General features: G+C 60.8%; 9 protein-coding genes. 8 read left to right on the top strand and 1 reads right to left on the bottom strand.

Annotated features, from left to right (window positions below):
- Positions 1-59: 59 nt before the first annotated feature.
- The 7 genes from HNQ08_RS14350 (at position 60) to HNQ08_RS14320 (ending at position 8,855) form a co-directional block, all read left to right on the top strand.
- Complete coding sequence (locus HNQ08_RS14350; protein ID WP_184133462.1) at positions 60-2,033, top strand: serine/threonine-protein kinase; 1,974 nt, start codon at positions 60-62, stop codon at positions 2,031-2,033.
- Between the two features lie 72 nt (positions 2,034-2,105).
- Positions 2,106-3,074: a phosphotransferase enzyme family protein gene (locus HNQ08_RS14345; protein ID WP_184133460.1), complete on the top strand. Its 969-nt coding sequence runs from the start codon at positions 2,106-2,108 to the stop codon at positions 3,072-3,074.
- 994 nt (positions 3,075-4,068) lie between these two features.
- On the top strand, positions 4,069-4,617 hold the full coding sequence (locus HNQ08_RS14340) for an iron transporter (protein WP_184133458.1): 549 nt from the start codon (positions 4,069-4,071) through the stop codon (positions 4,615-4,617).
- 360 nt (positions 4,618-4,977) lie between these two features.
- Positions 4,978-5,805: a hypothetical protein gene (locus tag HNQ08_RS14335; RefSeq protein ID WP_184133456.1), complete on the top strand. Its 828-nt coding sequence runs from the start codon at positions 4,978-4,980 to the stop codon at positions 5,803-5,805.
- Between the two features lie 823 nt (positions 5,806-6,628).
- A complete protein-coding gene (locus HNQ08_RS14330) occupies positions 6,629-7,627 on the top strand; it encodes an FAD:protein FMN transferase (RefSeq protein WP_229790063.1) in 999 nt (332 codons plus the stop codon).
- Positions 7,628-7,657: 30 nt separating this feature from the next.
- Positions 7,658-8,218: a DUF2271 domain-containing protein gene (locus HNQ08_RS14325; protein WP_184133452.1), complete on the top strand. Its 561-nt coding sequence runs from the start codon at positions 7,658-7,660 to the stop codon at positions 8,216-8,218.
- Complete coding sequence (locus HNQ08_RS14320) at positions 8,196-8,855, top strand: PepSY-associated TM helix domain-containing protein (RefSeq protein WP_184133450.1); 660 nt, start codon at positions 8,196-8,198, stop codon at positions 8,853-8,855. Before HNQ08_RS14325 ends, HNQ08_RS14320 begins: the two co-directional genes overlap by 23 nt.
- Before the next feature lie 234 nt (positions 8,856-9,089).
- Here HNQ08_RS14320 and HNQ08_RS14315 read toward each other — a convergent pair whose 3' ends face one another.
- The gene (locus HNQ08_RS14315) at positions 9,090-10,241 is read right to left on the bottom strand and encodes a PQQ-dependent sugar dehydrogenase (protein WP_229790065.1); all 1,152 of its coding nucleotides are present in this window, start codon (positions 10,239-10,241) and stop codon (positions 9,090-9,092) included.
- A gap of 868 nt (positions 10,242-11,109) precedes the next feature.
- Between HNQ08_RS14315 and HNQ08_RS14310 the strand changes: the two genes are divergently transcribed.
- Complete coding sequence (locus tag HNQ08_RS14310) at positions 11,110-12,927, top strand: lipocalin-like domain-containing protein (protein WP_184133448.1); 1,818 nt, start codon at positions 11,110-11,112, stop codon at positions 12,925-12,927.
- The last annotated feature ends 226 nt before the right edge of the window (positions 12,928-13,153 follow it).

Below are 13,153 nucleotides of genomic sequence, written 5' to 3'. Positions count from 1 at the left end.
TGACACCCCCGGGTAGGATGGGTTCACATGTCCGGCCTTCCATCCTCCTGGTGCAAAGGATGATTTGCTCTGTCTGTGGCACCGCCGCGCCGAATCAGGCTCTGGCCTGTCCTGTCTGTGGCTGTCCGCTCGGCGCGCAGCAGGGTGACGCGCTGCCGGCCGGCACCCTGCTGCGCAACCAGCAATTTCGTCTGGAGGGCCAGCTTGGACAGGGCGGGTTCGGCATCACCTACCTGGCCGAGGACCGGTCGCTCCACCGCAAAGTGGCAATTAAAGAACTGTTTTTAAGCGACTGGAAACGCAGTCCGCAGGCGGTGCTCCAGCCAGGCAAGCTGACGGGCGCAGAATTTCAAGAAATGAAAATCAAATTTCTGGCAGAAGCGCGCATTCTGGCCGGATTCAACGACCCGAATATCGTACGGGTGTACGACCAATTCATCGAAAACAACACCGCCTACTTGGTGATGGAGTACTTGCAGGGCGAAACGCTGGGCGAGCGACTGGTCCGGGACACCACCCTGCCGAACATCGAAGTAACCATCCTGGCGGTGCGCGTCCTCCAGGCGCTGCGCCTGCTACACCGGAAAGACCTGCTGCACCGGGACATCAAGCCGGACAACATCTTTCTTGAGCGCAGTGGCCGGGTGGTGCTGATCGACTTCGGTTCGGTCAGGCAATTTCAGGTGGGGCAGACAACCAGCATGACACAGCACGTGACTCCGGGGTACGCCCCGCTGGAACAGTACGGCGCGAAAGGCAAAGTCGGTCCCCCCAGCGACCTGTACTCCCTGGGAGCAACCCTGTACCACGCCCTGGGTGGGAAAATGCCGCCCGCTGCATCCGAGCTGGCGCTGGGCACATCGTTGCCCCCGCTGCCCCCGAGCACGCCTGCTCCGGTCCGGGAGGTGATTCAGGCTGCCATGCAACTAAGGATGGCGGACCGTCCACAGACCGTCGAGGAGTTTCTTCAGAGGTTCACCGCTTCCGCGACGCCACCACTGGTGCCTCCGTCCAAGGGACCGGGGCCCCTGCCGCAGGCGCCACCACTTAGCATCCCCGCCCCCACGCCGCCAGCGCCAAAACCGCCAGCTCCTCCCCCGCCAAAGCTACCGGCCTCCCGTCCACCTGTACCTGCGCCGCCGGTCCCGCGTCCCATACCAGCGTTGCCGGACGCGGCCGACATCCGGCGGCTCTGGACTGCTGTAGAGCGAGTGCCCCGCCCCAGGCTGGCCCCGCTTTCCCTGCCCCAGTTAACCCCCGCAAACCGCATGCCTCACCCGCGACGGTATGGTGGCGGCCTGCGGTGGGCGGCGGCCTTTGCAGTAATCGGCGCGGTGCTGTGGGCGTTTGGGGGCGCTGTCCCCGCGGGCTTGTGTGGGCTTCTGGCTCTGTTTGCGTTGTTTGCTTCGCTGGCCGCTCCTGGCGAGCCGCCGATCCCTGCCCCGGTCGCCGCACTCGACCGCCGCATCCATGACCTTCAGGCGCCGTACCTGCAACGCGCGGCTGGGGAAACACAATTCGATGCCCTGCGGCAAGAGTTACAACGGATCAAGGACCAGCTGCTGATGCCGGGCGCATTTATAAGTCGGCGGCAGGCGGAAGCGCGGAAAGGGAGCAGCGTCCTGATCACTGAAGCGGAGTTGCGTCGTCACCGGCTCACACCGGGCACGATCCCTGGAATCGGGGTGCAGCGCATCAAAAAGCTCCATCAGTACGGTATCTATTCGGCATATGACGTTGACCGCCAGAGCTTGGTCCGCGTCACGGGCATCGGTGAAAAGATGATTCGGGATCTCATGGAGTGGCGCGCTGGCTTAGAGCGCTCCGCCCAGGCAACCGCCCAGCCGCTCCCGAACGACGCGCAGGTCAGCGCGGCGGCCGTGCGCGAGCTGTGGATCCTGCGAGACGAACTGGCAGCTGGAGCGCAGGCGCTGGAGACAGCGCTTCGGGCCGCCACTGAGGAACGCAGCCGTGCCCAGCAGGAGCTGGACGCGGCGGTGCAACAGCGGGAGGCACTCATTCACCAGGGCTGAATCTCACCCATTCGACGACTGGTAGCCTCTCCGACTTACTACATCCTCGAGAGCGGCCTTTACACTCCGATTGTGATCTTTGAAGATGCTAGTCGCTGCGCCCATCGTATTCAGCGCGAAGAGCTGAATCGCCTGATGCTCAGCCACTACGGACGACAGGCCTCGGACATCACTCTGTTGCGCGAGGGGGACAACCGCGTGTTTCGTGTCCATGTCCCCGAGGAAGGTTCTTATATCCTCCGTCTGCACACGTCTGGCCGGCACACGCCTGAAGCGCTCACGTCAGAACTGGAATGGCTGAATGTTCTTGCCCACGGCACCCCGTTGCGCGTTCCCCAGCCTGTTCGCAGCGTTTTCAATTCACTGGTGGTCCCGGTCGCTTTCGAGGCCTCGCTCTCGGTGCTGTGCACGCTGTTCACCTGGCTCGAGGGTGAGTCCCTGCCCGAAGGGGAGGAGTTCACATTGGAACAGGCCGCGAACGTTGGACAGATCCTGGCCCGACTGCATGTTGAGGCAGAGCGGTTCCAGGCGCCTGTTCATTTTGAGCGACCTGAGTACAATTCCGCTTATTTCCTGTCGTGTGGAGAAGAATTCAAGCAGAATCTCGCGTCCTCGGTGGACCCTCGACGTCTGGATTTGCTCAACGACTGCCTCGTACAGCTGCTCCAGGGTTTGGGCCCTCTGGAGGAAGCAGCTGGCGGCTTTGGCATAGTTCACGCGGACGTGCATCCAGGCAACTTTCTTCAACACAACAACGAGCTGGCCTTGATTGACTTTGACCGATGTGGGTGGGGCCCACTGTTGTTGGATCTCGCCCATGCTGACCTTGCGATGGATGTGCGGGCAAGAGCGGCGCTGATGTCCGGGTATACACGAATCCGTCCATTGCCCGCCGACTACGAACAGTCTTTGAAGGCTCTGAGGGTCCTGGCCGCGATCGAGAACCTGACCGTCCTGTCCCGGCGTCCCCATGAGCTGCCGTTTGTGCTTGAGGCGATGCCCACCGTCGAGCAGGCATTGTGTGGGCTCATCAGATCGTAGGGGGTGCCCCGCCTCTGGACCGCAATGACCAGTGGGCTGACCACTCCCGCTATGCATCAGCTCCACGAACACCCCGGCCAGGACCGCGGTTTCCATGCTCGCGCCGTGATCTCCGTGAGCGCAGAGTGGAAGAGTAGACGTCTCCCACAGAATGAAGAAGTTGGGAAGCCAGGAGTGTCGCCTGAAGCGGATAGGCCTAACAATAACCTGTCGCGATCAACGTCAAGCCCCAGCGCCCTTCTGTGGTCCTGTTCTGATCATGAAAGAAGGTCGAGTCGCGACAGAAAATGCTGACCATCGAGGAAAGTCAAGATAAGTTAACGACGCCTTTGCGCCGACTGCTGAGGTCATGGCGTTGGAGTCAAACACAATGCGAAGGGCGCAAGTGTCTTTGGTATGACGGGAACAGCTTTACGGTCTCTTTAATTCAAAGTTGTTATTTCCTTTGAAATGGAAAGACTCATCGTGGCTCCATGCACCGTTCGGCAGACATTTTTTTGCCTTATATCCGCGGCACACGCTCATCAGCCTATGCATAAGAAGGCTAATTGAGTCATTTATTAGGATTGACAGCGTTGGGATACTGTCTTAAATTCCTTATGTCGTGCAACGACGTATGGGGAAGATGTTATGGAAGTTTCCATCCAAAAAATGATGGAAGGCGGTGACAGCCTCGCCGTGAAGTAGGGGTAAAGGCAGAGCCGCTCGTCTTGTGCACAGTCTTTGGAGTGCCCGCCAGTGCGATGCTGCTAAACATCACCTTTTGTGGTGCCGGAGCCAGTGGGGGCTCAGCGTTTCCAGCCATTTGTGCTGCGACTTATGAGCGGGCAACCGTCAATTCCGCTTAGAGCTCTGATCGTTTTTCCTGTATCGGCTTGACGAGAAGCACTCCTCCCCTACCGAGCGCTGGTCTTCGGAAAAGCAGTGCGACCGTGATCTGCATTCGCCCTGACCTAGTCCCCCAGAGTCATTTCTGACCACAAGGAGGTTCAACATGACGACCCCCGATCACAAGATGACACCCAGTGAAGAGGCCGACGCCAACCAGTTGAAGCTGGCTCGCCGCGAGGGCGACGCCTATCAGGAAGCATTGAAATACATGGCAAACGACGTGGCCGACAGCGGTCAGCTCCAGCGTTCAGGCGACTACATCATCGGCTACGCCCAGGAAAAGGCTGAAGGCATGTATGAATTGCGCGGCGAAGGGCAGTTGGAGTGGATGGAACCCACTGACGAAAACTGTCATCTGGAGATCAGCGTCAGTGACGCCAGCGATGGGCGGTTCCTGCCGTATATCAAAGTTTATGCGACCCTGACCGGGCAGGGCGAGACGGTGGGACCGTTCGAGGTGCCGTTCCTGTGGCATCCGGGGCTGTACCACTATGGCAAGAACATCCGCGTGCCCGGTGACGGCGAATATGACCTGAGGGTCCGGATTGAGGCACCCACATTCATGCGTCACGACAAGCAGAATGGTGAACGGTATGCAGCAGGGGCGGAAGTGACCTTCAAGAACATTCCGGTCAAGACCGGTCAGGGTTAGCTTCACTGGCCAGACCGGGAGCCAACGCCTGCAAGAAATCCGCGTCGTATCTCGCAGAGACGGGGAAATGGCTGGCCATGACGTTAAGCCGGGAGAGAGTTGTGTCTCGGCAGCCAGAGATGGCGTATTGCAGAAGCAGAGCCCCTCAAGAAGGGCATCAAACCAGATTGAGGCCGGAAAGTTGGCCTATGACCTATACCACCTCTTCGGCAGCATTGCGGTGCTGCTTGGGTTTTTGACAAGTCTACGCACAGGACCTTCCTACAGTCCCCGCCCCGCTGAGTTGACTCTTGATGAGACGTTATCGACACGTCGGGCAGAGTGCAGGACAGGGTAGGGTGGAAAAATTGGAGGTTGATCATGAACCGGAAAGTCCTCATCCTCGCGGCGCTGCTGGGTTGCTCCACCATTGCCGCCTCTGCTCAGACGCTGCCTCTACCCCTGCTCAGTGGTACGACGGGTGACTTGCCGTGGGGCCTGTATGCAGGTGGCCTGACCGATTTACAGGCGGGAGAGAATCGTCTGCGGCTGAGCGCGCCAGAACAGGCCAAGGTGCTCGGCACCCGCTACGACGCAGACAGCCGCACGGCGTTGATCTCTTACCGCCCGATGGCCCCAATGGACGCCCAGCGTGCCCTGGCGTTCGCCACGGAGCAACTTCAGCGTGAAGGCTTCGATTTGACCTTTCGCGTCATCTCCACTCCGCAAAACACCCGCGCCCGTGCACTACTGCGGCGCAATGATCACCTGATCGAGATCGAGGTCATTCAGGGCACCAGTGGGATTATCCAGGCGCTGTACCAGTTCCGGAACAATGATCTCCCTGAGCGGTTGCTGATGGATCAGGCTCCCGACAATTTGCGGGTTTATGGGGCACCTCTTGATCTGGACACCGTGCAGATCGTACCGGGGCGCATCTTCCTGACCCCACCCGGGGATGTGTTGATCGACAGCGCCAGCTACCGCGACCGCGAGGCTAGCCTGCTGTTTTACGGCAATTACTCCCTGAAGGAGCTGGAGAACTTCTATCTGCCCTTCTTCCGATCCCAGGGCTTTATCGAAACCACAGAACAGGACAGCGGTGAGCAGTCCCGCACGTACCGACTCGCCCGTTCAGGCGAGACGTACAGTCTGACCTTAAACGCCTCAGACCCAACTTCGCGGGCCAGGGTCACGCTAGGGCCGTGAAGACTGCGGCCCGGCAGTTTCTGGTGGGTCAGCCAGAGTTTTGAGCGGTCAGTCTGACTTCGGACGGTAAAGCGGTGCCCAGCGATCAGAAGTTGCCCGACTTTCTACCGTGCGGTCCAAGCATATCTGTGGTGGCGCCGTCGCTTCTCCTCAGCCTCTGCCTTGCGTTGGAAACGCGTCATAGGATAAGGCGCCGCTGTCGTGCACGAAACAATTTGACGTGGTGCAGCACGCATAATGACGTCTCGGCGCATGGTTCATGCCACCGAAACCTCATCTGGATTGACAAAGCCTCGTGAACTAAAGCGTAAATATCGAGGCGGTCATTCACTGGTTGTGGTGAGCCAGTGCCGGACAAATCTCCTTAGTGCTGCGGTTCCTCTCTAAGGCCGTCAGCCTGTTCGAGCAACGGATGCGGGGGAAAAATAGCGGAGCAACAGAGCATTCGTTTTGGCAGACTTTGGAGCGGTAGGGCGGTGATTCGAGCGCTTCTCACGCCCCACGATGTGGCTCATGAATTCAGTGTGGCCACGTCTATCGAGCTGGCCTGCCGCAATTGAAAGCCCGGTTCGTAGCCAAGCTCGAGTTGACCCAGTGGTCAGCCACTGATGCCGGTCTGGCCCAGTTCGGCGCATCACGAGACTGATTCATCTGCTAAAGATGGTCTCGCCAGCCATGAGTTCAGGTCAGTGTTTAGGTGGTGTCTGCGGTCACTTCGTCGCCTTTGCAACTGCACCACCCTGTAGCGGACCGGGCTGCTGCGCAAGCCGAAGACGGGCAGAACATGCATCAAATCTTCAAAAAACCTGTGCAGACTACGCCTGTGACCAGACCCCTCGCCACGCTCCTGTCAGGGCTGCGTCCTGCCTATCGGCTCCACAGCGTCTATGAGCGCCTCCTCGGCACCGAACTTGAGATCCAGGTGGTGGCACAGACCCGCCAGCACGCTGAAGCCGCTGAGGGCGCGGCCCTGGACGAGCTCGAGCGATTGGCAGGGATTTTCAACCGCTTCGACGCAGGCAGCGAGCTGTCCCGCTGGCTGGCGCGCCCTGATATGCGGGTCCACCTCAGTCACGAATTGAACACAGTGCTCGCCTTAGCTGATGGCTGGCGCGAATTGACGGCTGGAGCCTTTCATCCCGGCGCGGACGCTGTGGGACAGCTGTGGCAAAGGGCGGCTGCCCTCTGCCAGGAGCCAGACCCAGGGGAAATGGCTGCTGTGCTCATGCAGCTTCAGGCCAATCCCTGGACCCTGCACCCCGACGGCACCGTCACCCTGCACGCCCAGTATCCGCTGGGCCTGAACGCGCTGGCCAAGGGCTGGATCGTGGACCGCATGACCGAGCGGGTCTGGCAGATGCCCGGGATTCAGGCCGTGCTGGTCAATGCGGGCGGTGATCTGCGGACCTACGGTGGACGTGGGCTGGACGTCACGGTGGCCGATCCGTTTACCGCGCGTGACGACGCTCCACCGCTGACCCGTGTGCATGTCCACAATGGCGCACTGGCCAGCAGCGGCGGTGCCCACCGGGGGGTGCAGGTGGGAGGGCGCCGGCACTCCCACCTGATTGACCCTCGCAGCGGTCAGCATGTTCAGGACGTTCCCGGTGTGACGGTGATGGCCCCCAGTTGTGCCACTGCCGACGCGCTCGCGACCACGCTGAGCGTGCTCGACGTTGCTGAGGGCCTGACCCTGGTCAACAGTCTGGCTGGCTGCGCGGCCCTGATCGTGGGGACCGATGGTGGTAGTGGGCAACTGCACTTCAGTGGGGGCTGGCCGCCTGGCCCTCCAGAACCATCACTCACCGCGGTTAAACGCTGATAACCCATTTCTGTCTCAGGAGAATCTGACATGACCGACACCCGACGCACTTTCATCCGCAAACTCGCCGCCGCTGGCGCGGCCCTAACCCTTTCACGCGTCCTACCCGGCAGTCTGGTCGGCGCCGCCACGACGGGCAAGCCCTGGGCCACCAGCATGGAACTGGACGTGAACTTCACTGTCGCCACGCAGGCCACTGGCCGCGTCAAACGCCCTTACGTCGCCATCTGGATTGAGGACGAGACGGGCAACACGATGCGCAACCTGACGGTCTGGGTGCAGCAAAATCGCCTGAATCCGCGCTGGCTGGCTGAATTGCGCCGCTGGACCCGGCAAAATTCGAGCCTGGTCAGCACGGTCAGCAGCGCCACCCGCAACCCTGGCAGCTACGCCGTCAAGTGGGATGGTAAGACCGACGCTGGAAAGCTGTCCGAACAGGGTGACTATTACGTGTGCATCGAAACTGCTCGCGAACACGGCCCCTACAGCCTGGTGCGCGAGAAGGTCACCTTGGGAGCCAGCGCCTTCAAGAAGACGCTGGACACAGACAACGATATCGAGGCCGCCAGTGTCGCTTACGGCAAAGCCTGAGCCGCAGGGATCGGAGGGGGTCCGGACGTCACGTCCGGGCACACGGCCCCGAACCCTCAAGGCGCGGAGCCACGTCTGGCTGCGCTGGCTGCATACCTACACCTCCATGATCAGCCTGCTGGTGGTGCTGTTCTTCGCGTTAACCGGAGTCACTCTCAACCATCCCGACTGGGCCTTTGGCAGTTCTGAAGTGAGGCGCGAGGTCACGGGGACGTTGCCGACAGGATGGATCAACGGAACCGAAGTGGACTGGCTGACCGTGGCCGAGGAACTGCGCGCCCAGCAGGGTCTGCATGGACGGGCCGAGGAGCCGCGTCTGGACGGCACCGAGGCCAGCATTAGCTTCCTAGGGCCAGGCTACAGCGCAGACACCGTGATCGACACCCAGACGGGCAGGTACAACATCAATATCCTGGCGCAGGGCGGCGTGGCGGTGTTGAACGACCTGCACAAGGGCCGTGACACAGGCGGAGCATGGAGCTGGCTCATCGACCTGAGTGGCATCGTTCTGACGTTGGTGGCAGTGACGGGCATCGGCATCCTGCTATACCTGAAAAAGACGCGCACGCAGGCACTAATGGTGATGGGCATAGCAAGTGTGGTGGTCCTGTTCCTGGGCTGGCGGGCGGTGGGCTGAGGCGCGTGCCCGCCGATGTGTTCGAGCCTATGATTCCTGTCGTCAATGCCACTCGAGCAGATGCCTACGCAGCGCCCCTGCTAGTGGCGCTGCACAGAACCTGAAGTTCTTGATTGGCCCGGCGGGGGCAGAAGCTTTCAATCGCTGGCTGCGTCAGCTCCGACTACGTAGCTCCTGTACCGCCCATCCAGCAGCAAAGACAGGAGTTGGCCCAGTGGAGTTAGAAACAGGGATTCAGGGCTGCTGGTAAGTCACCCGGTACAGCACGCCATTGCCGTCGTCAGTCACGAAGAGGGCGCCGTCCGGGGCCATCTGCACGTCGGCGGGACGACCCGAGGTGGACAGGCCCAGCGCCCCAAGGAAGCCGGTCATAAAGTCTCGCGTGGTCCCTGTTTTTGGATCGACAGTGATGACACTGTAACCACTCTTCTGGGGCCGGTTCCATGAGCCATGCAGCGCCACGAACATCTGTCCCCGGTATTCGGCGGGAAAGGCGTTGCCGGTGTAGAAAGCCATGCCCAGCGGCGCGGCGTGGGCAGTGGTGGTGGCGAACGACGGTTGAGCGGCCTGACAGACCTCAGGCGACTTCTTGCCAAAGTCCTTGTCCCAGACCTGGGGTTCGCCTGGCGCCACTGGATAGCAATACGGCCAACCGTAGTTCTGACCGTCCATTACCCGGAAGAAGGATTCGGGCGGAGTGTCGTTTCCAGCCATGTCACGCCCGTTGGCCGTGGCGTACAACGTGCCCTCGAACCACTCCAGCCCCACGGCGTTCCGTAGACCCGTGGCGTAGGGGCGTCCGTTGCTGCCATCCGCATCGTAGACCCAGACGCTGGCCCGGTGAGGGTCGGTTTCCTCGCAGACGTTGCAGGTGCTGCCCGCCGCCACGTACAGTTTGTCGTCCGGTCCAAAGACAATGGTGCGCGAGTGGTGCTGCCCCCCCGCAGGCAGGTCAATGATCTTCTCGGGTTCAGTTCCCGGTTTTACGTCGCCGGCCTGGTAAGGAACGCGAATGATGCCATCTGTGTTGGCGACATACATGAAGCCCCCGTGAAAAGCCAGGCTGTTGGGCTGATTCAACCCCGACAAGTAGATCTGTGTGGTCTCCAGACGGCCATCATGATCGCGGTCCAGAAGAGCAAGCACGCGTCCGGTGCCGGGGTCTTTGCCTTCATCGGTCACGAACAGGTCTCCGTTGGGAGCAAACGCCATCAGCCGGGGTTTACCCAGGTCCTGAGCATAGATTGAAGCCCGAAAACCCGCCGGAAGGCTCAGTCCGGCGTTGGGTTTTGCCGTGTCCGGGCGCTGCACCACGGCGCAGGAGCCAAGGGCCAGAGTCAGCAGGCCACCCAGCATGGCCGCGCGGCGTTGATTGGGGGGGAGCATGTCTCAGAAGAACTGAGGGCCATGAGGTCCATCAATCGTTTCGCTAAACCGTGCCTGAGACAGCCTCTGGGTTCCTCAGGTCTGTCCCCTTTCCTGATCGTCGTCCCAGGCGACATTTAACAGCCCGGTCCAGCACCTGACCTGACCCTCCGAAAAACAGAGCAAAATTGAAGAGCTGACCAGTGCCCCAGGTTTGTTCACCCCAACGACACCTGGACGTTCAGGGCGACATCTGGCGATGAATCAGCAGGCGTCACACGCGACATCGGAGCAACGGGCGCGAGTCTTCATCTCCCCATGCTGTTCCTGGATAGCCGTGAGCTACAAGCAGTCATCAGTGCATGCCTATTATTCCCACATTGTAGATTGCTTCATGCCAAAACGCCTGCCACTGGTTTCTGGCTCCGTTCGTCACTCCAGGTTTGGCCGGTGAAGCGCAGCGCCAGAGCGGGGACACTGCGGGCCTCCTCAGCTCGATTTCCAGGCTGATGAACCGGATGGGCGATCCTTGGGGACGGATTCGGACACTGTCCATCCCTGCGCTCACGTTCCTGGGTAACACTGCGAGGCTGCAGCAGCCCCGTGGATTGACTGATTCAGGTACGGATAACCCGCGGCCAGTGCCGATGCGTTCGGCGACGGTCTGGCCCAGGGCTATGCCAGATCAGCCGTGACCTGAGGCCGACTGAAGGTGATGCACAAAAACTTCGTGCTATAGCGCAAAGTCTGACAGGAGGCGATGCCAATGTTCCAAACCCTTAGCCGTGTAGTCTGTCTACTTCTGCTAACCCTCTGCGCTCAGGCGCAAAAGGCAGGCAGCGTCGATTTCACCCCGCCACCTGGCTGGCGTTTGCAGGTGAATCAAGGTATGGCCACCCTGACTCCCGCCGGCGGTCCCTCACAGGGCTTGATACTGCTGATTCCCGATCAGGGCGTGTCGGGAGATGCGCGGGTGTGGTTTGCCACCGCCGTCAAACAGCTGTCCAGTGACGGCCCAGTCACTGATCAGAGCGAGATCGAGACGCCGTCCGGCACAAGCATGCTGATCAAGGCGGTGACCGTCAAGCTGGCACAGGGCGTGCAGCAGCGGCTGTATACGGCGGTACTGTCCGGCAAGACGGCCACCCTGTATGTCCTGGTGGCCCCCAGCAGCGCTGCCATGAACGCCCTGACACCGGCCCTGACGGCGTTGATCAAATCGACGCCCGGCTCTGGCACAGGGGGAACTGCTCCATCGGTGGCCGGGGCTTCTCTCCTGGGAAAGAAAACGCCGATGCCCGCAATCAAGCCTCAGAACGCCGCGCAGTTCATGGCAGCGGGCGGCGATCCCGAAACCCAGATTATCCCCGATGAATTTCGCTGTTATCAGGTCAAGAAGGGCAGCAGCCTGACCCCAGAACTGGCCGTACAGGTCCTGCCCGGTGGCAAGTACCGCACGCCATATGGCTCAGGCAGCGTCAGTGTCCGGAAGGACAGCAGTCTGGTCAAGTTGAGCTGGCACGGTGGGCCTCTCGACGGGGCGGACGGATACCTCAATTTTGGCCACCATGGGCAGGCACTCAGCCTGAACAACGTGGGTGAGGACGTCCTGGAAGATGACCTGAGTTTCGAGTGCTACCAGCGCGGGCCGCGCGAGAATCTGGCCGTGCTTGAATTCAAGCTCAAGACCCCCGCGGTCGCCAGCTACGCCTGCACGCTCAAGGACAGCGGGAAAAGCAGTGGCGTGCTGGAAATTCTGGCGGACGGGCAATATCGCCTGAATGGGCAGGCTGGGCGCTACAGCTCCGATTTCCGGAGCGATCAGGACCAGAGCTGGAGCGACCTTGAATTTACGGGCGGCGCCTTGAATGACGCCACCGGTTCCTATAGCGAGAGCCAGGAAGGTGTGCGCGAGATCAGTGTGTACCGCCCTGGCCTGAGATGCACAGGGGTCGTCAAGCCCACGCCGATCCCACGTTACGGCGCGGCCAGGGCAGCCCCTGCGCCTCAGGGCAGTGGCGGTCTGAGCGGCCCTTACGTTCACTGGTACGCCGATCCCATGGCGGCAATGGGCTATGGCGGCTGCGGTGGGTTGTGCTGGGACGTACGGGTGTTCAGCAAGACCGGGTACGTCTTTACCAACGAACCAGACGCAAGTCTGGATGAGGCCGACTGTACCCGCACCCATCCGAACGGTCTGCCTGTCTGCGAAACGTACCGCATCCAGAACGGCAAGATCACCATAGGCAAGGGGAAACCTGAACCCTTCAAGACAGTGGGGCGCGCGCTAGAGATCAATGGCGATACCTATCAGCCCATGCTCAAGCTGGAGGGCGTCAAGCTGGCCGGTGCCTACACGGCCCAATCGTTCGTCGGCGGGGGCATGGGCAGCACGGTCAGCGGAGCTTTCCAGAATACCTTGAACTTCCTGCCTGGAAACAAGTTCAGCCGGGAGCGCAGCGGCGGCGTCAGTGCGACATTCACCGATACGGGAACGTCTTCAGGCAATGTGACCGGTGGCTTTGCTTCCACCAATCAGAGTGCAGCCAGCGGAACCTACAGTGTCAAGGGCTATACCCTGACGCTGACGTACGGCGACGGTCACCAGGAGCAGATGTTCGCCTTTGTCCTGCCAGACAAGAATGGCAAACCAGATCTGGATCTACTACGGCTGGGTGGATCATCGTACACTGTGCCGAAAAAATAGAGAATGGAGTCTGGCAGGTTGTAGAGGGCACTGAGCTAGAATTGCGGGAAGAGGGCAAACGCCAGGACGCAGGATGCAAGCTTGTTGATCGTCAGTGCGTAAGGTTGACTGCGGCAACGAGGGCAGATGGGACGGGCACTTTCCACCAGTAAGTGAGCGCTTGGGCCTTCTGTTGCCGCTCCCTGACTCCCCCCTGCGTCCTAACACTCCCCTGAGTCAGACCTCT

It is taken from the genome of Deinococcus humi, from assembly GCF_014201875.1.
GTDB classification, from domain to species: domain Bacteria; phylum Deinococcota; class Deinococci; order Deinococcales; family Deinococcaceae; genus Deinococcus; species Deinococcus humi.
Note: the sequence above shows the minus strand (reverse complement) of the source record. Positions and strands in the feature narration are given on the sequence as shown.

Bases quoted from the DNA above. Each gene is read 5' to 3' on its own strand.
- HNQ08_RS14340 (WP_184133458.1), top strand. From the start codon at position 4,069: ATGACGACCCCCGATCACAAGATGACACCCAGTGAAGAGGCCGACGCC.
- HNQ08_RS14350 (WP_184133462.1), top strand. From the start codon at position 60: ATGATTTGCTCTGTCTGTGGCACCGCCGCGCCGAATCAGGCTCTGGCC.
- HNQ08_RS14335 (WP_184133456.1), top strand. From the start codon at position 4,978: ATGAACCGGAAAGTCCTCATCCTCGCGGCGCTGCTGGGTTGCTCCACC.
- HNQ08_RS14325 (WP_184133452.1), top strand. From the start codon at position 7,658: ATGACCGACACCCGACGCACTTTCATCCGCAAACTCGCCGCCGCTGGC.
- HNQ08_RS14315 (WP_229790065.1), bottom strand. From the start codon at position 10,241: ATGCTCCCCCCCAATCAACGCCGCGCGGCCATGCTGGGTGGCCTGCTG.
- HNQ08_RS14310 (WP_184133448.1), top strand. From the start codon at position 11,110: ATGGCCACCCTGACTCCCGCCGGCGGTCCCTCACAGGGCTTGATACTG.